Raw genomic sequence first — 24,773 nt, 5'->3', positions numbered from 1 at the left:
AAGAATGGTGATTAGATAGCGATTTGAAGCGAAATGAGCAAATTTCTCATATAAAACGGATTCAAATAAGAGCATTTCATAATTCTGGCTTAAACTTTAATCATAAATTAAAGACAATAAGTATCTTCCTAGTTATAATATAAGTGTAATATAAAGAAGGAGGTACAAATTATGGTTGCTGTTGAAATGTTAATGAAATTATCTAATCGTCACAAGAAGTCATCCGAAGCAGTTATTAAGGACAATTGGCATGGTTTGTACCAAAAAGATAGCCAATTCACTTATCCAGAAGCTACTTTAATCGTTTCAAAATCTAAACGTAAATAATTCATTTATAGCTACACGGTGACTAGCAATCATCGAAGGATTTAAATTCCGTGATTTGCTGTCAGTCTGTAGATCGAAATTTGTCTGTTAGATTAAAATATAAGCACCGAATATTTACCAAGGCTGGATTGGAATCAATCCATTGAGCCAGCTGGTAGATATTCGGTTATTTTTGTCTCAAAAGTGAGGGCTTGTTGAGGGCTCTGTTTTAGTTTCTTTATTTGAAAGCGGTTCATTTCTTAAGGTTTCTCAGTCGCCCTATGCTATAATGTAGTGAAAGCAGATTAATGTGAAGGAAGAAGGAGTGGAACGATGGACGTTAAGGATATTTTGGATATTTTACATCATCAAATGAAGGTCGCGGTTTTTGCCACAGTCGATGAAGAAGGAAAGCCCCACGCTCGTCATGCGCATGTCGGGCTAGCCAATGAACACGGAATTTTCTTTATGACCAGTCCTAAGACTAATTTCTATCAACAGCTTCAAGCCAATCCGAATGTGGCCATTACGGCTATGTCAGAAGATGGCTACCTGATTCAAGTTATCCGGATTGAGGGTGTGGTCCGGCCAGTTGGCAAGGAACGCTTAGAAGAGATGTTAGCGGGTAATCCTTTCGTGCAACATGTTTATCCGGATGATGCTGAACGTCAAAGTGTCCAAGTCTTTCAACTCTATCAAGGAGAAGGGTTCTACCATAGCCTAACCCAGGGTCATCGCTATACTTTCAGCATTCAGGCTGAGGATTAGAAAGCGGTTTATTATTCTTAGATAGGCGAGTGAATTCTTTGAATTTTTTAAACTTTATGGCCTAGTCTTCAGCTCCTAGAGTCGGTATAATGGACTTATATTTGGATAAAGGAGCTTGAAGAATGTCACAAGAACAAACTTATATTATGTTGAAACCGGATGCAGTACGTCGTCAATTGATGGGGCAAATTATTAGTCGGATTGAAGCCAAGGGCTATCAAATTACTGCCCTTAAGATGATGACCCTTGACCAAGAGATTGTAGGCGAACATTACGCCCATTTATTAGATAAACCATTCTACCCAGAGTTAGCGGCCTATATGACTTCTGGACCCGTGGTTGGCATGATTGTCGAAGGACCAGAAGTTGTAGCTGGTATGCGCCAAATGATGGGGCCAACCAATGCCTTAGAAGCTCCAGCCGGCACAATTCGGGGCGACTATGCTCACAGTATTAGTGAGAATATTATTCACGGGTCAGATAGTCTAGAGAATGCTCAAATTGAAATCAACCGTTTCTTTAAATAAAAGATAGAAATACCTGAATCGGATCCGGGGCTTCCCTGGCGTATCTGATTCAGGTATTTTACTTTGCATCGAGATTAAATGATTCAGTTGTAAAAATCTAAGTACCTATTTATGATTTGACTGACTGGCTTTCAATAATTTGGCCTTGGTCGGTGATTTGTTGATTTTGATGGCGTTCCAACAGGTGCATGGCTAGCTTGGTTAAGAGACCAATAACAACCGCATCGTCAAGGAAAGCGAGAGGACCTAAGAAGTCTGGTAATAGATCTACCGGTACGATGGTATAAATTAAGGCAAAAGCAATCATTCCTTTAATATATAGAGGGGTAGATTTAGTGAAAAGGGCTTTAATAAATTCTCCTGTTTGAATGTTATGAGCTGTGTTAAGATATTTCATAGTATCATCCTTTCCTAAGGGTTAAGTCTATTTTACTATTCGTTCGAATTAGAATAATCGTTCTTAGGTCTGAATTTTCGAAGTTAGGAGATAATATGTCAAATCGTATTAAAGGTATTTTATGTATTCTTTTTTCAGCGTTAGGCTTTTCTTTTATGAATTTATTTGTTCCCTTGGCTGGGGACTTGCCAACCATTCAAAAGACGCTCTTTAGAAATTTGGTTGCTTTTTTGGTCGCTTTGTTGGCCTTATTTCGTCGTCATCGTCGTCAACCGATTAAAGAATTGAAGCAACCTGAGCTGATTCCTTGGAAGTTAATGCTGATGCGGGTAAGTTTTGGCACTTTGGGTCTGTTTTGTAATTTTTATGCTTTGGATCATTTATTGATATCAGATGCTTCAGTCCTTAACAAAATCGCCCCTTTTGCGACCTTGATTTTCTCTGCCTTATTCTTAGCCGAGTCTATATCTAAGCAACATATTTTTGCTTTAATCGCGGCCTTCTTAGGGGTTGTCTGTGTCAGCAAGCCTAGTCTAGATTCACCTCACCTATGGCCTTATCTAATTGGTATCTTGGGTGGCGTGATGGCAGGAGCGGCCTATACCTGTGTCCGCCAATTAAATAAAAGAGGGGTCACTGGTGCTATTACTATCGCTTCATTCTCAGGCTTTTCAAGTTTGGTTTGTTTACTACTATTAATAACCGGATTTCAACCCATGTCATTAAAGCAAGTAGCCATTCTTTTGGCTGCCGGAATTGCTGCGACTTGTGGTCAATTTGGCATTACTTATGCCTATAAATTTGCTCCGGCCAGTGAAATCTCAATCTTCGATTACTCGGCGGTGATTTTTACCGGTATTCTCGGGTATCTTTTCCTTCAGCAGCAAGCTGATGGGCTATCCCTGCTCGGTTATGGCTTAATTTTTATGGCTACTCTTTTTACTTTTATTTATAATCGATATCAGAATCGGCGAGCCAGCGGAATGTCATAAGAAATTAATGGTAATAGTTACATTTAACTTGGATTTCTGTTATCATAAGAAAATCAAAACGTTAGAAAGGTCGTAGTTCGATGAATATATTAGGAGTTCCTATTACCTTAGTGACTGGCTTTCTCGGTTCTGGAAAGACGACACTGATTAATAATATTTTAGATCAAGTCGGCGATCGCCGGGATCAGATTGCGATTATCGTCAATGAATTTGGCGAAGTGGGTGTCGATCATCAATTGCTGATTCAAGCGCAAGAAGAAGTCTTTCAATTAAATAATGGTTGTATCTGTTGTAGTCTCAGATCAGATTTAGCCGAGAGTCTAGCGGCCATTGGTCGTTATTTCGAAGATAATCAAAAAACGTTAAGCCATGTGATTATTGAGACCACAGGCATCGCTGACCCTGCACCGATTTTACAAACCATCAGCCTCTCACCGATTCTGAGCAAGGCTTTTCGTTTTGATAGTGTCTTGACGCTGATCGATTGTTTAAATTTTGAACAAATCTTGGCTGATTTTAGCGAATTCTATCAGCAAATTGCTTATGCCGATCGCTTTCTCCTATCCAAGACCGAGCAAGTTTCCCCTGACCGGCTTGAGCAGATCAAAGCCCAACTGAAGGAAATCAATCCTTTAGCAGACGACCGGGTATTCACGGTAACCGAGGACTTTCCTTTAGAACAATTCTTTGACTTGCGCCTTTTCCAACGCATCTTAGAACCAGAAGCTAAAGAGGAAGTCTGCCAACATTGTGGCCACCATCATGATCACAATCATGAATGTCATTGCCAAGAAAGTCATGATCACAATCATCACCATGACCATCAAACGGACCATGATGGATTCATGTCAATGGTACTGAAGACTGATCAGGTCTTGCAAGAAGACTTATTTCTCCAATGGTTAGATTGGCTCTTGATGACTACTCAAGGACAACTTTACCGTTATAAGGGCTTGGTGAACTTAAATGACCGAGATTTAATGCTAGCCTTACAAGGTGTGAACGTGGCTTATCAGTTTGATTTGACGGCTTATCGGCTTCAAGCATATGATAGTCAAATTGTATTGATTGGTAAGCAATTGGATGAATCATTGATACGCTTAGCTTTCTCGGAATTAATCCAAATGTCTGCCGACTAAGGCAATACATACGTCGTAAAAAGTAAATGCCAACGCTACAGATTCTTAAACATTAAAAATTCGGTAATGCGACCGTATAATAGCGCTGGTATACAATTCTTTGGTCATTGTGGCCACATTGACGATGCAAGCACAGATGATGCGTCTATTTAAAACTTTTAAAACAAGTAGACAAAAGAAAACTCACCATAAACTTTTGACAAGGAAAGGTTTATGGTGAGTTTTTGTGTAATTAATTATTGAACTTTGGAAGTGAAAGGTGATTAGACCAGTTCGTGAATCCATTCTTTAGAAAAGACTCGACGCATACCCAGAATGATCTTAGTAATTTCTTCCATTCCTGCCATAATTACGACATAGTAAATCGGAAGTTTAAGAATGGCTGCACCTAGAAAAGCTAGCGGAACGCCGACTAACCACACAGAACTCATTTCTAGAATCATGGATTTCTTGGTATCGCCACCCCCACGCAGCACGCCCACAATCAAGATAGAATTGAAGCCTTTAAAGATAAAGATGATTCCCATGACGCGGAGTAAGCCGTGGGCAATCAGGTTGACTTCTGGTTCGAGATTGCCAAAGACAGATAGAGTTAGGCTTGGGGTCAAGCAGAGGAAGAGGCCGATAATGGTTCCAATCATTAAGCCTAATTTTAAGAAACGCAGAGCATAGGTATATATCTTGTCCATCTCGCCTTGACCAATACTATTACCTAACATTATTGAACATGAATTCGATAGGCCGCGAATTAAGACGAAGGCAATATTTTGGATTGCAACGACGACTTGAATAGCAGCGGTAGCTTCGGTACCCACAATGGCATATGCCACTGAATAGAGGACTTGTCCTAAAGCCCAGAAGGTTTCATTGACAATCACTGGACTGGTAATGCGCATATATTTATCAAAGAAAGGACGGTCAAAGGCCAACATATCTTTAAGCTTACCATTTAAGGGGCCATTATACCGCTTGGACAAATAAATTAAGACGGCCATTTCAGCTAAGCGGGCGATAATGGTTCCCATAGCTGCCCCGACGACGCCCATCCGAGGAAAGCCAAACTTCCCAAAGATCAACACATAGTTGAAGAAGGCGTTAAAGACAAAAGATATAATCGAAGCATGCAGCGGACTTTGAGCATTCCCGGTACTACGTAAAGAAATTCCATTGGCAAAGTTAAAGCCAGTAATAATATAAGACAAGGCCACCACTGATAAATATTTAGCTCCTTCGGTAATTACTTGCGGATCTTGAATCATTAGGCCAATCACTTGTTTGGGCCAGAATAAAGCCACCACGGTAAAGATTAAGGAGACGAACATGGCCAAAATAGTCGCTAGTCCGTTGGTTCGTTTAACATTAAAGTAGTCGCGGCGTCCATGATATTGTGAGATTAAGACCGACGACCCTGTCCCAATCCCAAAGCAAATCATCATTAAAAAGAAAAAGACCTGATTGGCCAAACCAACGCCAGCAATGGTAGCCGATCCCAGCGTGGAAATCATCACTGTATCTAGGGTATTTAAACTGGATACTATTAAGTTTTGGATGGCGATTGGAATGGCAATATGCAGCATTTGCTGATAAAAATCGCGATCTAAATTCATACAATCCCCCCTTGAACTATTCGTAACGCCTATTATACATGAATCAGCTAGAATTTCAGCCTGAAACCGTTTTAAAATAACTTTTATTTACTGAAAAAGTAAATAGTTAGAGGACGAGCCTGTTTCCAGGTATAATCTAATTGAAGGAGGGAATGTTATGAAGTCACATCAGAATTATATTAAAGGGCAATGGGTTTCTGCTCAGTCAGGTTTGCTGATGGATGTAATTAATCCCGCAAGCGAGAAAGTCATCGCCCAGGTTGCTAAGAGTCATCATAATGATGTTGATGCCGCTGTTGAGGCGGCGCAGAAAGCTTTTCCAGCATGGAAGGCCTTGACTGTCGAGGAACGGATCGGGTATTTAGAACGAATTTACCAAGGAATTGAAGCGCGTAAAGAAGAATTAGCTCAAGTGATTGCTGCTGAATTAGGGGCGCCAATTTCTTTCTCTAGGTCGGGTCAAGTGGGATTGGCTCTAAGAGAATTGAAAGCCAGTCTTGAAGAGGTAGCCGATTTTGAGTTTGAAGAGATGGCTGATCAAGCTAAAGTTGTCAAGGAACCCTATGGCGTGGTCGCCTGTATTACGCCGTGGAACTATCCTTTAAATCAAATTCAACGAAAGATTACGCCAGCCTTGTTAACGGGGAATACCGTGGTAGTCAAACCAGCTTCTAATACCCCTTTAACAGCCTTAATTTATGCTGAGATTATTGACCAAGCAGGTCTACCTGCTGGGGTCTTCAATTTAGTGACAGGTTCAGGTTCAGAGGTAGGAGATTACTTAGCCGACCACCCGGATGTTGATTTGATTTCTTTCACCGGTTCTACCGAGGTAGGCAAGAATTTATATAGTAAGGCCGCCCCACAGGTCAAACAACTGGTACTAGAATTGGGTGGGAAATCTGCCATGGTCTATCTCAAAGGTGGCGACTTAACTTTTGCTGTTAAGAAAGCCATGGATACAGTGATTTACAATCAAGGTCAAACCTGTTCGGCGATGACCCGTTTACTGGTTCCTGAAGAGTGCCTTGAAGAAACGAAGGAAGCTATTCTCAACTATTATCAAGAACAAGTCGTCGTTGGCGATCCGCTAGCGGAAGATACGACCTTAGGACCGCTGGTTTCAGCAGATCAGTTGAAAAGGGTCCAAGATTATATTGAAATAGGTCAAGAAGAAGGCGCGGAGATTCTAATTGGTGGCCATCCGCTTGAACGACCAGGATATTATTTTGAATCGACGGTCTTTGTTGCGGTGGATAATGCCATGCGGATCGCCCAAGAAGAGATCTTTGGTCCAGTCCTTTGTGTGCTAACCTACCAAGATCTAGCTCAAGCTATAGCCATAGCCAATGATTCAATTTATGGCCTATCTGGAGGAGTCGTCGGTCCAGCCGACCAAGCCCTTGAAGTGGCTTATCAATTACAGACTGGCAACATCTTTGTTAACGACGGCCCACGTTCGCCTAAGGCGCCTTTTGGTGGTTACAAACAATCGGGTCTTGGCCGCGAGAATGGCAAGTATGGCTTGGAAGATTACTTACAGTTGAAGGCTATATTCTTATAAAATGTTGTCTGATAACAATAGAGAAGAGGTGACAGGGTGTTAGCAAGTCAGGAAGCAGCCTTTCAAGTCTTAGCCGATTTAGCGATTCCTTATGAACAACTGGATCATGTCCCGATTACATCGGTGGCTAATTTAGGTTTTTACTCTACCTGGTCAGCAAGTTAAGAATTTATTCCTGAAGAACAAGAAGGGGCGGCAATTTTATTTGGTCTTGCTCCATGATGAGAAACAAGCCGACTTAGGACATCTGGCTGACGTCCTCGGTGAGAAGAAATTATCGTTCGCCCACGATGACCAGGTGCGCGAGCTCCTTAGAGTTGAACCTGGAACGATTACACCGTTGAGTTTGATGTTCGATGATGATCATAAAATTGAATTGATCGTCGACCAAGCAGTGGATCAATCGACCACCATTGGTGTTCATCCCTTTATCAACACAATGACTTTAAATATTGTCTTTAAAGATTTCGAACGCTTTTTAAAGAAGTATCGCCATACCTATCGTGTCGTCGATTGTTAAGTGAAGGGCATCTTTTCTAAATTATTCGAGAAAATCCTTGGGTCATTGGAGTAAATATGGGATTGCACTAGGGGAGTATATTTGCAATAAGACTCTGCAGATTGAATCGATGATGCCATGAAGCATTCAGCATTTGCTAACCTACTTAAAAGATGGCTGGCAAGTGCTTTTTTGCTGTCCATTTACCTGAGTCTCCGTTTTTAAGTAAAAGGATTATTCAGGACGGGAAAGTATTAAAAACGATTTCTATATTACTAAGCCGAAATATTGTGATGCATTCGGTAATTTTTTCCTTGCGAGTGTTGACCTGCCTGGGTCGAGGTGTTATGCTGTCATTGTTAGGTGAGGCTACTGAAGGGATATGGATTACTGCCGCAAGAGAGTGGAGACACTCAGCGTTGGCGAACAGTCTTTATCGATTACAAGGTATAGAATAGTGTAATTTCACTGCCCTTCAAAGCTAAAGCTCAGACGTTATAGCTGATATAATGTTTTCGAGTTCACCTTTGTGTGGGCTTTTTTTGTGCCCAAATATTTCTTTGTCCGCAAAGTGTCAGGAGGTGACCAGATGGATTCAAGTAAGCAGCGTAGTATCAATGATCAAGAACCGCCCAGTCCGCCTGGTCCCAGCCAGGTTTATTTGTGAGGAGGAAATATTATGAATGTATTCGAATTGAAACGCGAAGAACTCAAAGCATTACAAGATAAATTAAAAACCATGACCCCGGTTGATATCGCCCAATATTTTGAAGAAATGGACATTGATGAGCAAGCCCTCGCTGCCTCTTTGTTGGATAAGGCAACCTTGGCTGAGGTCTTTGCCGAATTTGATACGGAGAAAAAGTATGAAATTATTTCGCAAATGACCCAACCTGAGATGACCAATTTGTTATTAGAATTGGACTCTGATGATTTGGTTGATGCGATGCAGGAATTACCTTCCAATATTGTGACCAAGATGCTTCAGGTCATTGAACCTAATCGCCGCCAACAAATCAATAAACTCTTAAATTATCCGCAAGAGAGTGTAGGTTCGCTCATGAGTGTCGATTTTGTCGTCGTTCATCAAGGTGATGATCGGGCCAGTATTTTAAGGAAAATCCGTCAATCCAACGCCGGTTATGAACATTTAACTGCGGTCTATGTCTTGGACCAAACTCGTAAGTTGATTGGTTATATTTATTTAGCAGATTTGATTCGCTTAGAAGATGATAATATCGAAGATGTGATTAACTATGACATTATTTCGGTGCAAACATTGATCGACCAAGAAGAAGCTGCCAATCTGATTAATCGCTACCACTTCTTGGCCTTACCAGTGACTGATCTGGAAGGTCGTCTGGTCGGAATTATTACTGCGGACGACATTTTGGATATTATTGCTGATGAAATTCACGAAGACTATAGTTTGATGCAAGGGGTTCAAGTCTCTAATTTGGATTATTTGAACCAAACACCTTGGCAATTAGCCAAGCAACGGGTCTTCTGGTTACTCTTTTTGATGGTTTCGGCAACATTTACCGGGAATATTATTCAAGCCTACGATAAAGTTCTATCGGCGAGTGTGATTTTGGCGGCCTATATCCCTATGCTAATGGATTCTGGTGGTAACTCTGGTTCACAATCTTCGACTGTAGTGATCCGTGCTTTAGCTTTGGATGAAATTACTGTCCATGATTTCTTTAAAGTCATGGTCAAAGAAGCGGGGGTTGGCTTGATTGTCGGTGCGATTATTGCGGTTGTCAACTACTTCCGAATTATTCTCTTTGATGGTACCAATCCATTCATTGCCATGACCGTCTCCGCGACCTTATTATGTACCATCGTTATTTCTAAATTAATCGGCGGGCTGCTACCCTTGTTGGCTAAGTTAGCCAAACAAGATCCAGCGGTGATGGCCTCTCCGTTAATTACCACGATTGTCGATGCGGTCGCTTTAATCATTTACTTTACCATTGCGACCAACATTATGCATCTTGTATAATTATGTCAAGGAGGGGTTAAGATGACCAAAGTTATAGTTGATCAAACTTTCTGGGAATTATTTCCGGAGGCTGAATTAGAAATCTTGGCGGTTGAGGGAATTGATAATCATCCCCGGGAAGATCAATTGCCAGAATATCAAGCACTCTTAGATCAGGGGAAAGAAGCTGCGAAAGAGTTTCTGACCGAAGAGGTTTTCAGTCAAAATTCGGTCGTCCAAGATTGGCGGCAGGCTTTTCAGAAATTTAAGACCAAAAAAGGTGCACGCTCATCCATCGAAGCCCTGTTGAAACGGGTGGACCAAGACCGTGAATTTACTCCTATTCTGCCTTTGGTAGATTTATATAATGCGATTTCCTTAACTTACGGCGTTCCTTGTGGGGGCGAAGATATTGATCAGATCCAGGGCGATATGCATTTGGGCATGGCTCAAGGTGGAGAGAGCTTCTATCCCTTAGGTGCTGAGGAGGATGCTCCAGCCTTGCCTGGCGAAATCTGTTATCTAGATCAAGCAGGAGCGATTTGTCGTTGTTTTAATTGGCGCGAAGCCCAAAGAACCATGCTGCAAGCGCAGACTGAACGAGCTGTGCTAGTTATCGAAGCGATTAACCCAGAACAAGTCCAAAGAGCACGGCAAGCGATTGTTGCTTTGCAGGAAAGTGTTGCTGAACATTTAGGGGTCAGTGGGAAAATTCAACAAATCACAGCTGATCAACCTCAAGTAGAACTCTAACCTATTGTAAAAAAAGTTTAAGATAAATGAGCAAATCAGAAAAGTAAAGATCCGAATCAGAATACAAACAAGAGACCATCTTTAATGCTATTAAATGGATCTTGCGAGTATCTCGATTCGGATTTGTTATGGAAATTAATACGCTTATACTAACCTCACCTCAATTGTTTACTAGGGTAGCTATCTAAACGAAATCGCCTTATTTCGCAAAGCATCTGAAATATAAATGTTGAGTATTAAAATAGTTAGTGATTCAATGAGTTACTCTACTGATTTTGATATTTAGCTAACTGTTTGTTTAATTGTTTGGCTAAGTTTTGGTTTTGGTAATAGCTAAAAGCATAGAAGATGGCAGAATGAATCATCAGGGTTATTATGAGAATGAGCCATAAATAAGGTCGGATATACTGGAATAGTGCATCTGAGAGTAAATAAATAATGAGGATGCCAGCCAGCCAGTTTACGAGGCTAGCTATCAGGATATTCAACCATGCAGGCCAAGTCGACCGTTGCCACAAATAAGGGTAAAAGAGAGCAAAGGTAAGAGACAGGATTAGGCTGATGACAAATAACTTCAGAGCCAGATAGGGATAGGCATGGTCTTGGTCGAAGAAGAGGCTTTGAATTAGAATTAAGGCTGAGTGCGTGGCGATAAATTTTAGGCTAATATTTTGGAACAAAGATTTATTGACCATAAACGCGCTCCTTTATGAATTTGGCATAATGGCGGCTGACCATATACTTACGCTGACTGGTACTTATCAATTGGAGACGGGCATGCTTTTCAACAGTGAAACTTTCGATGGCTTGCCACTGAATCCATTGGGACTGATTAATCTGACAAAAGCGATGGTCTAAGAGACCGGTCAATTGTTTGAGTCGTTGCGGAAAGATCAAACGTCGATCATCCAAGAGTTGGACTTCGCAATAATGTCCGTTCGCTTCAAAGGATTCAATCAAGTGTAAAGGGCATAGATATTGACGGTTGTTGACCGGATTGACCAGAGTTAGCTGTTTTATCTGCTTGTTTAAAGTTAGACTCTGGGCAAGGTCTTGATTGGCTGGGTGGGCATGGATATGAATTTCTTCGAGGGGAATCTGTGTCGATTCATGGTAAATCAGCTTCATATTGGCTCCTAGGTTGTTGATTTTTGTATTCTTGCCATAATACTAACACAAATAGCCATGAAGTCGTCATTAGAAATAGTGCCAACCCTTGATTATTAAAAAATAAGCGAATTGGTAAACTGAGGAGAGTCATTGCAACGGACATATAGGCATAGGCTTTCACCTTATAAAGCCAGGCAAAAGGCCAGAAGTGCCCAGCATGGATAATGACATAAAAAAGCAGCATGGCTTGAGGATAGGCATTGCAGGAAATCAAAACAATGAGTAGGTAGAGCATTTGATTGATGGACAAATACAAACCTAAAGAACTTAAGGGGTGGGTTCGGTCCAAAATATTAAGTTGAAGGTAACGCCCCATGATTAAAGCGAAGACTAAAATTAAAGGCGATAAGCATAAGGTCAGCATATTTTGTAAACTGAGTGAGAGAGGTAAGTAATAAACTAGACAAATAAGACTAGCGAGGCAGGCACCCCCAAAGACAAAAGGGAAACCTGCTCTTTGTTCTATCTTGAGTTCTTTACGTAGAGCATCTAACATTTGCATCTCTCCTTTCTCTTTTACTATAAGAAAGATAAGGGTAAAGGCTAGCTAATTTGCACTAGGATGCAATAAATGCCAACTTGCTTACAAAAAGAAAATGGTGAACCTAAAAAGGAATAGTAGATGCATAAATCTCTTGAGCTATCTCAGTCAAAAAATCCGAATCTTTATACAGACAAGAGATCGTCCTCCAAAGCCACAGCTTTTCCGGTCTAGCTCCACTAGACCAGCTCTTAGCAACAAGTTGCTAAGTCAAGAGCTGTTAAGCTGCGTGGATCTTGCGAGTATATCGATTCGGATTTGTTTTAGTAATTATCTTGAAAGTGTGACAATAGACAGAAAGGCTCCCAGTATAATCATTATGCCAGGAGATTTTTGTCGATGAAGTCACTGGATTACTTTTCAAAAGGAATATATTGATGGGCCTGATAAAAGCTTTGCAGATTTAATTGGCGTGCTTGAGCCCAGTGATGTAGAGTAGGGCCAAGGACTAATTGTAGCTGACGCACTTGGTCTAGATTTTGACAACCTAGTAGCAGAAGCATGTGTTTTAGGCTGTCTTGCCACTGATCTACCATGGCAATGGTGGCTTGGACGCCTTGATCTTGAACGCTTTTTAAGAAATGACCTGATAATCCGGTGGCTCGTGCACCCAAAGCAAGAGCTTTAATAATATCTAGGTAATGGCGAATGCCGCCTGAAGCCAAGACTTCAACCTGTTGCAGATAGGGCTGAGCTTCTAATAAGGATTCAGCCGTGGTTTGGCCCCAACCAGCTAAGGCTGAGAAATCTAGTTGGTCACGGCGCTCATTCTCAATCTTGATAAAGTTTGTCCCGCCCCGACCGGAGACGTCAACGGTTTGAACGCCGAGATCTATTAAGTGTTCGATGGTTTCCTTGCTCATGCCGAAACCTACTTCTTTGACAATGACCGGAACACCGACTTGGGCAACTATTTTTTCAATATTAGCTGACCACGTTGTGAAATCACGGTCGCCTTCAGGCATCACCACCTCTTGGGGAATATTTAAATGAATTTGTAGGGCATTGGCTTTCAATAAATCAACCGCTCGTTTAGCATTGTCGACCCCATGATGGGCACCGATATTGGCTAAGACAAAGCCTTGAGGATTTTCTTGGCGGATAACGGTAAAGCTGTCAGCCACCAAAGGGTCTTTCAAAGCAGCAGAAACAGAACCAGAGGCCATGGCCAATCCAGTCGCAGCAGCGACTTGGGCGAGTTTGCGGTTGAATTGCTTAGTAAATTGTGACCCGCCAGTCATGCCATTAATATAGAAGGGTAGGGCGTGTTGCTGTTGGGCCCATTCAGTTGACAGGTCAATGCTTGAGAAATCAACCTGATTGAATGAATGGTGGACAAAGCGAATCTCTTCGAAGTTAGAATCTCGAAGTTGTCCTTGTTGAGCTAGGGCATATTTAACATGATCGTTCTTTCGTTGTTGAGCAATTTGTGGTTCTTGAGAATTCATAGGACCCTCCTTATTCTGAGATACTAGGCGCTTGCTTGAAGTTTAAGGTTTCAATACCAAACTCTTGCCATGCTTGATGTAAGCGATCAGTCAATTTCCCTTTATCGGCAAAAGCGAGGCCACAATCGCCTCCGCCAGCACCTGAGATTTTGCCTACCCAACCTGCTTGATGGCAAGCATCAAGGAAGTCGGCGAGTTGAGAGCTGATTATGGGCAGTTGATAGCTAATAGCCAGTTGAGTTAAGACTTTTTGATTGGCTTGGATCAAAGTTAGGAAATCGGTCGTTCCTTCATCAGCCAAGGCAACTTTCGCCTTTTGGACCAGCACATGAATCTCTTGACTTAAGCGTAGAAAAGGCTCTGGTTGACTTACCAATTTCTCTTTTAAATCGGCAACTAAGTTCTGAGTGGAAGCAGGTTGGCCTGTCCAGGCAATTTGATATTGTACTGGGCTGGGCAGAGCAAGCTTCTTAATTTGTAAAGCGGGCCAGTCTTCAAATAAGAGATAAGTTAACGATTTACCTGTAGCTAATTGCTGGTCTAACCAGTCAGCGTCATAGCGTTGATAATAGACGAGACCGCCAAAGGAGCTAGTAGAGATGTCAGCCATTGACCCGTTTGAACCAGCCTGAATACTGGCCAGGGTGGCCAACTTAAATCGAGCTAAAGCTGGATAGTTGAATTGAAGCCCTTGAAATTTAAGCAGGGCTCCGATGACAGCGACGGTAACCGCAGCACTGGAACCCAAACCATATTTACGTCCGGCTTGATTATGCAAATCAGACTGAATCTGCAAGTTGAAGGAGCGCCAAGGTAATTGTTGAATTTCGGCTAGGTCAGCTATTAGCTTAATAGCTTCAATGACATAAGACCACGCGATCAAGTTCTGGCTTTTGAATTCGAGCTTAGCAGAAGAAGCCGATTTTTTGACCCATAAGACATCCATTCCCGGCCAATCAGAATGACATTGACTGGGCTGATCCGGGGCTTGATCATCAACCTGACAATGGACATAACGGTCGACGGCCATGAGTAGAGCCGAATGGCCAGGGTTGAGAATGGCATATTCACCCATCAGAAAGAGCTTCCCTGGCGCTTTAAACGTCGTCTGCATTGGTCGAGGCGCCTGTTTTTGACTTAAGATCGTCTCCATACTAGATTTCCTCCAATTTCTTAGGACCTGGTCCAGGATGGGCTAGGATGAGCTGGTCTGGACGGAAGTACTGGCTCAAGCGTTGTTGAAGAATGGGGATGGACGGTGATTGACAAAGCACCTTGACATTCGGCCCCGCATCCATGGTCAAGTAGCAGGAAACGCCTTCTTGGCGTAAGCCTTGGACCAGCTGAATCGCACGGACTGTATCCGGTTGGAAATAGGTAAAACTTGGTTGAGCAGCTAACATGGTTGCGTGCATCTTCATCGCATTATGCTCAGCAATCTGGCCAATTTGGTCGAAATCTCGAGCCTTAATTGCCCCCAGCATCTTTTGTAGATCTTGATCGACTTCTTGGGGCCAAAGTTGATAGAAGGGCGAGGTTTGAACCGTATGTTCCATTCCTTGCCGACTAGAGATGGCCTTACTGCCCTTATTGATCGCGATGACCAACATATGGATATCCCAATCGGCTGGATCAATCTGTTCACTATAAGAAGAAGTGGTGTTACTTCCCTGCCCCGCATGCCAAAGGACGAAGCCACCGAATAGCGAGCGTGTGGCTGAACCTGAACCTTGTCGAACATAAGTTGATAAAGTTTTAGTATCCAGATTTAAGCCTAATAAGTCATTCAAACACAAGCCTAAGGCAGAAAAAGCCGACGCCGATGAAGCAAGTCCAGCAGCGGTCGGCACATGGTTGGTCGATTCTATTAGTACGGGGTCTTGAATGGCACTTTGTTGTCGAAATAAATTGATAAAGTGAGAAATTTTTTGAGTTTCATCGTCGGCTTGAACTTGGTCATTCAGGATAAAGCAATCCTGAGTCAAGTTTGGCTCGATGCTCACTCGCGTCTCGGTATAGAAAGCATCTAAGGTCAGAGATAAACTTGAAGTCATAGGTAAGAATAACTGACGGTTTCGTTTGCCCCAGTATTTAATCAGGGCAATATTAGTATGAGCCCGATAAGCAACTTGTTGCATGGCAGTCATCTTTACCCCTTTCTTTTTAACGACATCGACCAAGTTTTGGAAGCTCCAGCTTCCAACATGGCTTCTTCAATTAATTTGGCTGAAATCAAGGAGTCCGCTAGGGCAATCACACAGCCACCTAGCCCCCCACCGGTTAGCTTGGCACCTAGGGCCCCAGCTAACCAGGCACTATTTACAATTCGGTCTAACAAGGTGTTAGAAATTTCCAGCTGATTCAAATAATAGTGATTATAAGTCATTAAGCGGCCTAGTTCATTAATATCGCCAGCTTGTATCGCTTCATAGGCCTGTTGGACGAAGTTACCAATCGAATCCATCGTATTCTCAACGAACTGAGGATTTGCCTCACGTAATCGGCGAACATGGCCGACTGCTTGTTTAGTTCGACCTTCTTGCCCAGAATCGGCAACGACTAAATAGGCAGGGAGGTCAAATTCAAAGGTCCGTGCTTGTTGACTTTTGCGATAGATGACTGGCAAATCACTGGAAGCCATCAGAGTGTCAATGCCTGAAGTCGATTCATGGGCAATTACTTCGGCCTGATTGACAATAAATTGAAGTTGATAGGGTGTCAAATCAACAGCATAGAAATCACAGATAGCTCGGACCATGGCCACTACGACTGCTGCGGAGGACCCCATACCGCGGCCCACAGGAATGGTCGATTGGACACTGATATGGAGCGGATTTTTCTTCAATTTAAAACTTTCCAAGGTTAGATTTAAGGCGTGACGGATATTCTTTAAGATCTCCGGTGCCTGATCAAGCCGTCCGTGGTAATAATCACTGGCCAGGCTGTGGTGTTGTGTAAGACTTGGTGTGACTACCACTTCCATGGAAGCTTTGTTGAAGGGTAGGGCGATGGCCGGGTAGTCATAGACGACAGCATGTTCCCCCATCAAGATAATTTTGCTGTGGGCTTTCCCCACACCAACGGGATGATGCTTGACACTGTCCAATTGATGACGGGCCACCAAATGGCTTTGTTCTTCCAAATTCATGTAACTCTCCTTATAGATTCACTGACGGGTATTAGTTCATTTTAGTATTATATACTATCTCCAAGGCTTTTAAAATGATAAAGGCAGAATTCAGTCTCAAGACTGAGCGCATGAATGAGATTGGTACCGACTTTGTGGTCTATTTATTAGTGCTTCTAATAAACTACAAAAACAGGAGAATTGCTTCTATTATCTGCCAAAGGGGTATGATAGAATATAGCTAATGTCGATAATCTATGTAATATGTGTGAAGGTAGGTACAGAGAGTGGAATTTTTCGATAGATATACTCGAGAGGAATGGCAGTCATTTAAATCGAGTTCAGCTTATGATAACTTAACAGTGTCCCGCGATTATATTAAACAAGCTGAGATTGCCGAAGTTTACGCTCCTTTACTTGAGTTTATTGGGATTTCAATTGACCATATCAAAGCGTTAAATTATCAACAACAAGCTTATTTACGGGCACCAAGACGGGTGGAACCCTTCGTGATTGGAATCTCAGGAGGCGTCTCAGTAGGTAAGAGTACCGTCGCTGCAGTCTTGCGCGACTTACTCCGCCAAGTCTATCCGCAAAAACAAGTTGAACTGATGAATACGGATGGCTTCCTCTATCCCAATCAATACTTGATAGATCACGGAATTTTAGACCGCAAAGGGTTTCCAGAATCGTATGATATGGAAGCTTTGAAGGCTTTTGTCAATAAGGTTAGACAAAGTGACGGCGTCTTAGAATATCCGATTTATTCGCATGAAATTTATGATATTGTACCCGACCGCAAAATTACCATGCCCCAACCCAATATTTTGATTGTTGAAGGGGTAGTCGTTCTACAAACTCCAGAAAATCCGCCGATTTCAGTCCGCGATTTCTTTGACTTCTCTATTTATGTGGATGCGGAATTTGAGAATGTGTTTGAATGGTTTAACCACCGTTATGATGTGATTTTTGACCGGGTTAAGGATGACCCGTCTAGCTTTTATTATGAGATGGCTCATTGGACCAAGGAAGAAACCCGGGCCTATGCCCATAAGATTTGGGATACGATTAATACGCCGAATCTGGAGCAACATATCGCCCCAACCAAAGACAGGGCCGACTTAATCCTGCATAAGACTAAAGACCACTATATCGACAACATCTATGTTAGAAAATTCTAGGGAGGAATTCGTTTGACAAATATAAAAGAAATTCAAAAAATTATCGTACTCGATTACGGTAGCCAATACAACCAATTGATTACCCGCCGAATTCGTGAATTGGGCGTCTTCTCTGAATTAGTCTCTCATCGTAAAACAGCCCAAGAAATCAAAGACTTAGGTAATGTGATTGGCGTAATCCTTTCTGGCGGCCCTCACAGTGTGAATGATGAGGATGCTTTTACGGTAGATCCCGCCGTATTTGAGTTAGGCATTCCAGTCTTGGGGGTTTGCTATGGCATGCAGCTCACCACCCAAGTCTTTGGCGGTGTGGTTGAAGCTTCGGCTAAACGTGAATTTGGCCAAGGACAAATTAGTATTAGCAATACCGAGACCGGTCTTTTCAAGGCCCTCGCTGCTGAAGAAACGGTCTTGATGAGTCACGGGGATAAGATTACCCAAATTCCAGAAGGTTTCGTGACCACTGCTTCGACTCCTCATACACCTTATGCTGCCTTTGAGAATCCTGAACGGCAGATTTATGGGGTTCAATTCCATCCGGAAGTTCGCGCCACCCTTCATGGTAATACGATGTTACAAAACTTTGTCTTCGATATTTGTGGAGCCAATGGCGATTGGAACATGGAGAACTTCATCGACTTACAAGTGGAGCAAATCCGTCAGAAAGTTGGCGACCGCCATGTCCTTTTAGCTTTATCCGGCGGGGTAGATTCCTCCGTAGTCGGTGTCCTACTGCAAAAAGCCATCGGTAATCAATTGGTGTGTATTTTCGTCGATCATGGACTCTTACGTAAGAATGAAGCAGACCATGTAATGACTTCCCTAGGTCAATTCGGACTAAATATTATTCATATTAATGCTAAAGATCGCTTCTTTGCTAAATTAGCCGGTGTGGCCGATCCAGAACAAAAACGTAAAATTATCGGTAACGAATTTATCCGGGTCTTCGATGATGAAGCGGCCAAACTTGAAGGCATTGATTTCCTTGCTCAAGGTACCCTTTATACAGATATCATCGAATCAGGAACCGAAACCGCACAGACTATTAAATCCCATCATAATGTCGGTGGCCTTCCTGAAGATATGCAATTTGAATTGATTGAACCGTTAAACACCTTATTTAAAGATGAAGTCCGCGCCTTAGGAACGGCTCTAGGTATGCCAGATTCGATTGTTTGGCGCCAACCTTTCCCAGGTCCAGGCTTGGGAATTCGGGTCTTAGGTGAAATCACTGATGAGAAGGTCAATATTGTTCGTGAATCAGATGCCATCTTGCGCGAAGTGATTGCGGAACACGGCCTAGAACGTGATATTTGGCAATACTTTACCGTTCTTCCTGGCGTGCGCTCGGTCGGCGTCATGGGAGACGGTCGAACCTATGATCACATGGTCGGCATCCGCGCAGTAACCTCGATTGACGGTATGACTTCAGAATTTGCTGAAATTCCTTGGGATGTCTTAGCTGAAATCTCTAAGCGAATCGTCAACGAAGTCCCTCACGTTAACCGCGTTGTTTATGATATTACCGGCAAACCACCAGCAACAATAGAATGGGAATAGTCGCAAAAAAATTAAAAACCTTGTAAAATCAATGGTTACAGAAGATTAAAAACTGTAACTGGGATTAAAATGGGAACATTTGTTAAAAAGAATAAATTGAATAATAGTTCCAAGTGGTTTACATTTGGACAAAAATAAGACCGTAGTTTAAAAACTGCGGTCTTTTTGCGTACATATTATGAGGATTAATTTATTTAGACATCTCCAATGGTTACTTTCAAATACAACAAACAATATAAATCAGATTGCAAAGGCAACTAATACCACTGGTGTTATTTACAAAAATGAAATTGAATTAATGAATAAACAAATAGAAAAATTATCAAAGAGATATGGGATATACATTCCATACTTCTTAATAAATCAAAAGAAAGTTATGGTATTTAGTATGGCAATTACAAAAATTCATCCAATAAAATCAACTATAAATTTGGAAATAAGTTACATTACTAAGAGTGAAAAAACTGATAAAAAAACTTAGTATTTTCATATATAATTTATGAATAAAAAAAAGAATACCCTATATAAGAGTATTCTTGACAGGTAATAATATGCTGACCTTTGCACCTATTTTATCAGTCCTATTTTCTAAAACAAGACTTCCTCCATGCATCTTAATAATTTGTTCGGCGACAAATAATCCGATACCATAGTTTTCTTTTGAATTCCTACTTTTGTCTCCTTGATAGAATTGATCTGTAGCATATAATAGGTCTTCACGTGTAAATCCATGTCCTTGATCGAGTATTGATATTTCGAGCTTATCAGCTTTGGAGCATATAATTAATTTAATAGTTGAGTTTTTAGGACTTTGCTCCTCGGCGTTACTCAGAATATTTAGAAAGGCTCGTTCAAAATTTTTTAAATCTACTATTAAAACATAATCATCATAGTTAATATCTTCTAAAAGATTTAACTTATAAGTCGATGTGAATTCTTTAGCTAGTTTTTCAATGTTTTCTACAAATTCTTTTGCTCTAATTTGAGTAAAGTTTAATTCATTTGCTTGGTTAGATTTATTAACAAGCATTAAGGTTTCAATATATTTACCAATACGGTTTGTGTTTTTCCTAATATAACCTAGATAGCTTTCCTGATCTTCTGTTAGATTTGTTTCTCCCAATAACTCTGAATTTCCCTTAATAATTGAAAGAGGAGTCTTTATATCATGGCTTAATGCTGAAATCTGATTTCTTTTTTTCTCTTCCTCTCTCCATTTTGTCCTTAAAGATTCACTTAATCCTATTTTCATTTTTTCTAAACTATCTAATATAGCATTAAATTCCTGAATATTTGACTTTTTAACTTGGAAGTCTAAGTTTTGTTTCCCAATTTCTTCCGAAGCTTCTAGCAAAGGATTTAATTCTTTTGATATTTTCTTTGCCCAAATTAATGTGGTGGTAACAATACTAATAAGGCAAAATATTATCAGTAAAATTAGCAATAAAATATTTATTTGTGGTAGATTTTTTTGCATCCAAGGACTTTTATAATAAGGTTTTAGGTTATAAGCTACAAGTACATATCCATCTGATCTTTGTATTTCCATAAAATATAAATTGGCATTAGAATAACCAGACCCCTTATGATAATTAAAGGCTATATCTTGGATATTCTTATTCATATTTGTTTCTAAAACTTTTTCGTCTTTTGATAAAAATAGATAAGAAGTATTGTTTGGTAACAATGATTTTTCAAAATTTTTTGAAGTGGAAATGTCTGTCCTTTTTTCAAGAATTAAACTCTCAGTATGGTTTGCTGGAAATATCCACTTAAATTGATAAGAAGCGGATATAAAAGCTAGGATTAATAAAACGGAGATTGCTAGTCCTAGTCCAATACTTAACAAGTATTTAAAAAGTATATGTTTAAGAGATTGATCTTTTGATTTTAATTCCATTTATATCCGATCCCCCATACTGTTTCAATTGGATTTTCATCATATTTTTGAAATTTTGCCCTAATATTTTTTATATGTTCCGATATTGCAGATGCATCTCCTATACCATCAAATCCAAAGATAAGCTCATATATTTGGTCTCTTGAAAATACTTGTCCTTTTCTTTTTGCTAGTAGTTCTGAAATTTGATACTCAGATTTTGTCAAATGAACTTTTTCATCTCCTACAAAGACTTCATTGGAAGATAAATCAAAACGAATCCCGCCTAGATTTAGACTAGTGTGTCGTTCTCTTTTTTCTCGTCTTAAATGTGCTTCTATACGAGCTAGGAGTTCTGCTGCACCGAATGGTTTTGTGATGTAATCATCTCCTCCAATTAATAAGCCTTCAACTATATCTTCTTCCATAGTTTTTGCCGTTAAAAAAAGAATAGCGCAGTCTACTTTAGCTCGAATATCCTTACAGAAACTAATTCCGTCAATACCTGGCATCATAATATCAAGTAGAATCAAATCATATTTACTAAGTTTACTATTATCAATCTCTAAAGGATTTTGATATACATCGACCTCATGATTGTTCTTTTTCAAAATATTTTTTATTAGTTCAAGCATATCTAACTCATCATCAACTGCAAGAATTAAAGACATTTTATCACCTCCTAATTTTAAATTAAAAACTTTTATTCACTAATAGATTTCCCATCCCACTTATTAAACCAAATAATTGAGGAAATAAATAGAATTAAGATAATAAATAAGGCTACAAAGCTCCAAATTCTCAACTCCTTATAAAAATAGGAAGGATCCGAAACTTTGCGCATAATAATATACATAGCTGGAAGTCTAGATGACCACGTACAAGGAATAAAATACCAAATACTATCGCCAATGGCAGTCATTGAAAGTAAAGCAATCATTGTTTCTAGAAAACCCAATCCTATAGATGCACCACTACTTAATTCAATTGATACCCAAAGATGAATCATGTATAGAGAAAGGCTGCTAATAACAATTAGGGAAAATTCAATAAACCAATCTAAGATATTTTGATATCCTGTTAATATTGCAAAAATTATAATAGCTAAAGCAATAGAAATAACAAATCCCAATTCTAGTACAAGGAGTTTTCCTAGATAAGCCTTAGTTCTAGATTTTGTAGTAGATAAAAGCGTTTGAAAATTTCCAGCACCCATTTCCATATCAACTACTTTTGAACTTATAAAACTTAATATTATTGGTATTACCGCTCCTAAAAGTACAAAATAAGTTTGTATTATATCGCTTTCTTCAAAATTTTTTAATCCTGTGGTTTTTAATGCCACATAAAATAGTAAAGAATAGGCTATAGGTAAGACTATGTGAATCCAAGGAAGCCAGGTGCCTTTAATTTTGTATATTTCTGATTTTATTATATTTATCATTACTTTACCTCTTGTTTTGAAAACCATTTTGCACTTATCATTGTTAGTAAGGTAAATAGACATATAGATAAAATACAAGGAATAAGTAACGATGTGTTTGATATCATTGGATTTGATGCTTCTATTAAAATACCACTTGGTAGAATATGCATAACAGGAATCATTAATCTAATTCCCCAAGAATATGGACAATAAATCCAAAAAGCACTGTCAGATATCAAAATTCCTAAGGCTAAACCTAATACAGCATTTATTGTAATGCTTGCTATAAAGCCAAATTTTTTTGCTAAGAAAAAACATAGAGGGACTTGCCAAATATTGGTTATTATTAGTAAGGCACTAGCAAATAGTAATGTTGAAAATCCATAGTTTGGTGTTAATTGCCCTCCAATTAAAAATTGAAAAATATACACTCCTAGCATATGAATTATAGCAGCAATACTCATATAAACAAATGCTGTAATTATTTTTGAAACCCATAACTTTTTGAGATTAATATTTAGAGGAAAAACTGCTCTGTAGTTTAATTTTCTACTTTCTTTTCTATCCATCATTGCTGGGATTAAGGCAAAAGTTGCAGGCATTATTATGACGTACCACCAGTTATAGGAATTAGTAGTGAAATAACTTGGCATAAGAAAGAGTGACAATAAGATTAAAGTTATTGGCATAATAACTAATAACTTCTTCAAGAAAGTGCCCTTATGTTTTAAATTTTCTGCAAGAATATAATTTATCATTTTTTACACTCCCATTCCACTTTTTATAACATTCATAAAAAGTTCTTCTAAATTGTCATCATGATTAATAATGTTTTGATATTGCAATTTTCCATTATTAATAATCCCAATATGGTCAGCAGTTTGTTCAACTTCTGCTAAAACATGACTAGACAAAATAACGGTTATTCCTTTTTCTGGGAAACTTCTTATTAAATCACGTAATTCTTGAATTCCAAGAGGATCAAGTCCGTTTGTTGGTTCATCTAAAATCAATAGCTTAGGATTATTTAATAAGGCAATGGCGATACCTAGCCTTTGTTTCATTCCTAAAGAAAATTGACTACTTTTCTTTTTACCAGTATCTTTTAAACTTACTATTTCCAAAACTTCATCAATCCTAGAATCTGGCAACCCTAACAGGAGTGTCCTTACTTTTAAATTTTCCCTAGCCGATAAGTTCTCATACAAGGCAGGCATTTCTATCAAGGCACCAATATCTGATAAATCGTCACGACTCCACTCATGACCTTCAAAAAAGATTTGACCAGATGTTTTATGAATCATTCCAGTAATCATCTTCAATATAGTCGATTTACCTGCTCCGTTAGGTCCTAGCAATCCATATATAGAATTTTCTTTTATTTTTAAAGAAATACTATCTACTGCTTTTTGTTTACCAAAAGTTTTAGTAAGATTTTTTGTTTCTAATATCAATTTGTCCATATAAATGAACCTCCTCTTCATTTTATAAACTTAGTATAAAATACAAATTTAAGGATTCCATAAGGAAAATAAGATTCTTTAAAAATTTAATAGATTGTTAGTCAAGTCCATAATCTTGTGTAAAATATATTACAATGTTTCACCGGTCTTTTACTGATCAAACTTAATATACTTTCTTGTCGAACTAAGCCATTCTTCATGCACGTCCATAAGAATAGTACCTATTAATCGATTGGCTGAAGCTCGATTGGGGAAGATACGAATGATTTTTTCTCTTCTACGGATTTCTTGGTTCAATCGTTCAAGAAGATTGGTGCTTTTCAGTCGGGTGTAGCCATTCCCGATGACGGTATATTGAAAGGCATCTTCAAAGCCACTATCCAAGCTCTCGCAAGCTTTTTTATATTTGGGTTGTTCGATATAGTCATCAACGATTCTATTT

General features: G+C 39.8%; 25 protein-coding genes, 2 pseudogenes and 1 riboswitch. Of the genes and pseudogenes, 12 read left to right on the top strand and 15 right to left on the bottom strand.

All coding sequences use genetic code 11. The features are described from left to right. Window positions 1-171: 171 nt before the first annotated feature. The 3 genes from BMX34_RS09795 to ndk all read left to right on the top strand — a co-directional run bounded on the left by BMX34_RS09795 (window position 172) and on the right by ndk (window position 1,601). On the top strand, window positions 172-327 hold the full coding sequence (locus tag BMX34_RS09795; RefSeq protein WP_200793435.1) for a hypothetical protein: 156 nt from the start codon (window positions 172-174) through the stop codon (window positions 325-327). A gap of 312 nt (window positions 328-639) precedes the next feature. Beyond that, window positions 640-1,074, top strand: a complete 435-nt coding sequence (locus BMX34_RS08270; protein WP_092572562.1) for a pyridoxamine 5'-phosphate oxidase family protein — start codon at window positions 640-642, stop codon at window positions 1,072-1,074. Between the two features lie 122 nt (window positions 1,075-1,196). After that, the gene (gene ndk, locus BMX34_RS08265) at window positions 1,197-1,601 is read left to right on the top strand and encodes a nucleoside-diphosphate kinase (protein ID WP_092572561.1); all 405 of its coding nucleotides are present in this window, start codon (window positions 1,197-1,199) and stop codon (window positions 1,599-1,601) included. Between the two features lie 109 nt (window positions 1,602-1,710). On the opposite strand, the gene BMX34_RS08260 is transcribed toward ndk, so the two are convergent. Next, window positions 1,711-1,998 (bottom strand): YkvA family protein, encoded by a 288-nt coding sequence (locus tag BMX34_RS08260; RefSeq protein ID WP_092572560.1) that lies wholly within the window; start codon window positions 1,996-1,998, stop codon window positions 1,711-1,713. Between the two features lie 95 nt (window positions 1,999-2,093). Here BMX34_RS08260 and BMX34_RS08255 point away from each other — a divergent pair, with 95 nt between their 5' ends. After that, window positions 2,094-2,990 carry a DMT family transporter gene (locus BMX34_RS08255; RefSeq protein ID WP_092572559.1) on the top strand — a complete coding sequence of 299 codons (897 nt, stop codon included), beginning with the start codon at window positions 2,094-2,096 and terminating at the stop codon, window positions 2,988-2,990. 80 nt (window positions 2,991-3,070) lie between these two features. Further along, on the top strand, window positions 3,071-4,129 hold the full coding sequence (locus tag BMX34_RS08250; RefSeq protein ID WP_092572558.1) for a CobW family GTP-binding protein: 1,059 nt from the start codon (window positions 3,071-3,073) through the stop codon (window positions 4,127-4,129). 263 nt (window positions 4,130-4,392) lie between these two features. Here BMX34_RS08250 and BMX34_RS08245 read toward each other — a convergent pair whose 3' ends face one another. Beyond that, window positions 4,393-5,736 (bottom strand): MATE family efflux transporter, encoded by a 1,344-nt coding sequence (locus BMX34_RS08245; protein ID WP_092572557.1) that lies wholly within the window; start codon window positions 5,734-5,736, stop codon window positions 4,393-4,395. Window positions 5,737-5,893: 157 nt separating this feature from the next. On the opposite strand from BMX34_RS08245, the gene BMX34_RS08240 reads away from it, so the two are divergent. The 4 genes and pseudogenes from BMX34_RS08240 to BMX34_RS08225 all read left to right on the top strand — a co-directional run bounded on the left by BMX34_RS08240 (window position 5,894) and on the right by BMX34_RS08225 (window position 10,536). Beyond that, window positions 5,894-7,300, top strand: a complete 1,407-nt coding sequence (locus BMX34_RS08240; protein ID WP_092572556.1) for an aldehyde dehydrogenase family protein — start codon at window positions 5,894-5,896, stop codon at window positions 7,298-7,300. A gap of 36 nt (window positions 7,301-7,336) precedes the next feature. Then, window positions 7,337-7,820 (top strand): annotated as a pseudogene (locus tag BMX34_RS08235) (prolyl-tRNA synthetase associated domain-containing protein). Window positions 7,821-8,147: 327 nt separating this feature from the next. Next, a riboswitch (M-box (ykoK) riboswitch) is annotated at window positions 8,148-8,309 on the top strand. A 169-nt stretch (window positions 8,310-8,478) separates the two neighbouring features. Continuing rightward, window positions 8,479-9,804, top strand: a complete 1,326-nt coding sequence (mgtE, locus tag BMX34_RS08230) for a magnesium transporter (RefSeq protein ID WP_092572555.1) — start codon at window positions 8,479-8,481, stop codon at window positions 9,802-9,804. Between the two features lie 21 nt (window positions 9,805-9,825). Next, entirely contained in the window at window positions 9,826-10,536 is a 711-nt protein-coding gene (locus BMX34_RS08225; RefSeq protein WP_092572554.1) for a B3/B4 domain-containing protein, read from the top strand. 266 nt (window positions 10,537-10,802) lie between these two features. On the opposite strand, the gene BMX34_RS08220 is transcribed toward BMX34_RS08225, so the two are convergent. From BMX34_RS08220 to mvk, 7 genes are all read right to left on the bottom strand, one after another. Then, window positions 10,803-11,231 carry a DUF3021 family protein gene (locus BMX34_RS08220; protein WP_092572553.1) on the bottom strand — a complete coding sequence of 143 codons (429 nt, stop codon included), beginning with the start codon at window positions 11,229-11,231 and terminating at the stop codon, window positions 10,803-10,805. Next, window positions 11,221-11,664 carry a LytTR family DNA-binding domain-containing protein gene (locus tag BMX34_RS08215; RefSeq protein WP_092572552.1) on the bottom strand — a complete coding sequence of 148 codons (444 nt, stop codon included), beginning with the start codon at window positions 11,662-11,664 and terminating at the stop codon, window positions 11,221-11,223. The genes BMX34_RS08220 and BMX34_RS08215 overlap by 11 nt, the downstream gene beginning before the upstream one ends. Continuing rightward, window positions 11,645-12,202: a DUF7010 family protein gene (locus BMX34_RS08210; protein ID WP_092572551.1), complete on the bottom strand. Its 558-nt coding sequence runs from the start codon at window positions 12,200-12,202 to the stop codon at window positions 11,645-11,647. The genes BMX34_RS08215 and BMX34_RS08210 overlap by 20 nt, the downstream gene beginning before the upstream one ends. A gap of 398 nt (window positions 12,203-12,600) precedes the next feature. Then, window positions 12,601-13,695 (bottom strand): type 2 isopentenyl-diphosphate Delta-isomerase, encoded by a 1,095-nt coding sequence (gene fni / locus BMX34_RS08205; RefSeq protein ID WP_092572550.1) that lies wholly within the window; start codon window positions 13,693-13,695, stop codon window positions 12,601-12,603. A 10-nt stretch (window positions 13,696-13,705) separates the two neighbouring features. Next, a complete protein-coding gene (locus BMX34_RS08200; RefSeq protein WP_092572549.1) occupies window positions 13,706-14,848 on the bottom strand; it encodes a phosphomevalonate kinase in 1,143 nt (380 codons plus the stop codon). 1 nt (window position 14,849) lies between these two features. Beyond that, window positions 14,850-15,842: a diphosphomevalonate decarboxylase gene (mvaD, locus tag BMX34_RS08195; protein ID WP_234971706.1), complete on the bottom strand. Its 993-nt coding sequence runs from the start codon at window positions 15,840-15,842 to the stop codon at window positions 14,850-14,852. Between the two features lie 2 nt (window positions 15,843-15,844). Then, complete coding sequence (gene mvk / locus BMX34_RS08190) at window positions 15,845-16,843, bottom strand: mevalonate kinase (RefSeq protein WP_092572548.1); 999 nt, start codon at window positions 16,841-16,843, stop codon at window positions 15,845-15,847. Window positions 16,844-17,109: 266 nt separating this feature from the next. Between mvk and coaA the strand changes: the two genes are divergently transcribed. The 3 genes and pseudogenes from coaA to BMX34_RS08175 all read left to right on the top strand — a co-directional run. Next, entirely contained in the window at window positions 17,110-18,003 is an 894-nt protein-coding gene (gene coaA / locus BMX34_RS08185; RefSeq protein ID WP_092572547.1) for a type I pantothenate kinase, read from the top strand. 12 nt (window positions 18,004-18,015) lie between these two features. Continuing rightward, window positions 18,016-19,563 carry a glutamine-hydrolyzing GMP synthase gene (gene guaA / locus BMX34_RS08180; RefSeq protein WP_092572546.1) on the top strand — a complete coding sequence of 516 codons (1,548 nt, stop codon included), beginning with the start codon at window positions 18,016-18,018 and terminating at the stop codon, window positions 19,561-19,563. 193 nt (window positions 19,564-19,756) lie between these two features. Next, window positions 19,757-19,950, top strand: a pseudogene (locus tag BMX34_RS08175) (plasmid mobilization protein); the annotation flags it as partial. Between the two features lie 133 nt (window positions 19,951-20,083). Here the strand turns inward: BMX34_RS08175 and BMX34_RS08170 are convergent. The 6 genes from BMX34_RS08170 to BMX34_RS08145 all read right to left on the bottom strand — a co-directional run. Further along, complete coding sequence (locus BMX34_RS08170) at window positions 20,084-21,463, bottom strand: sensor histidine kinase (protein WP_092572545.1); 1,380 nt, start codon at window positions 21,461-21,463, stop codon at window positions 20,084-20,086. After that, the gene (locus tag BMX34_RS08165; RefSeq protein ID WP_092572544.1) at window positions 21,454-22,113 is read right to left on the bottom strand and encodes a response regulator transcription factor; all 660 of its coding nucleotides are present in this window, start codon (window positions 22,111-22,113) and stop codon (window positions 21,454-21,456) included. Before BMX34_RS08165 ends, BMX34_RS08170 begins: the two co-directional genes overlap by 10 nt. 32 nt (window positions 22,114-22,145) lie before the next feature. Beyond that, on the bottom strand, window positions 22,146-22,886 hold the full coding sequence (locus tag BMX34_RS08160; protein WP_092572543.1) for a lantibiotic immunity ABC transporter MutG family permease subunit: 741 nt from the start codon (window positions 22,884-22,886) through the stop codon (window positions 22,146-22,148). Beyond that, complete coding sequence (locus BMX34_RS08155) at window positions 22,886-23,626, bottom strand: lantibiotic immunity ABC transporter MutE/EpiE family permease subunit (RefSeq protein WP_092572542.1); 741 nt, start codon at window positions 23,624-23,626, stop codon at window positions 22,886-22,888. Before BMX34_RS08155 ends, BMX34_RS08160 begins: the two co-directional genes overlap by 1 nt. A gap of 3 nt (window positions 23,627-23,629) precedes the next feature. Continuing rightward, window positions 23,630-24,331, bottom strand: a complete 702-nt coding sequence (locus BMX34_RS08150) for a lantibiotic protection ABC transporter ATP-binding protein (protein WP_092572541.1) — start codon at window positions 24,329-24,331, stop codon at window positions 23,630-23,632. 150 nt (window positions 24,332-24,481) lie between these two features. Then, window positions 24,482-24,773, bottom strand: a 292-nt coding sequence (locus BMX34_RS08145; RefSeq protein WP_200793434.1) for a transposase, incomplete at its 5' end; no start/stop codon positions are given.

The sequence above is a fragment of the Ignavigranum ruoffiae genome (genome assembly GCF_900110675.1).
GTDB lineage: Bacteria > Bacillota > Bacilli > Lactobacillales > Aerococcaceae > Ignavigranum > Ignavigranum ruoffiae.
Note: the sequence above shows the minus strand (reverse complement) of the source record. Positions and strands in the feature narration are given on the sequence as shown.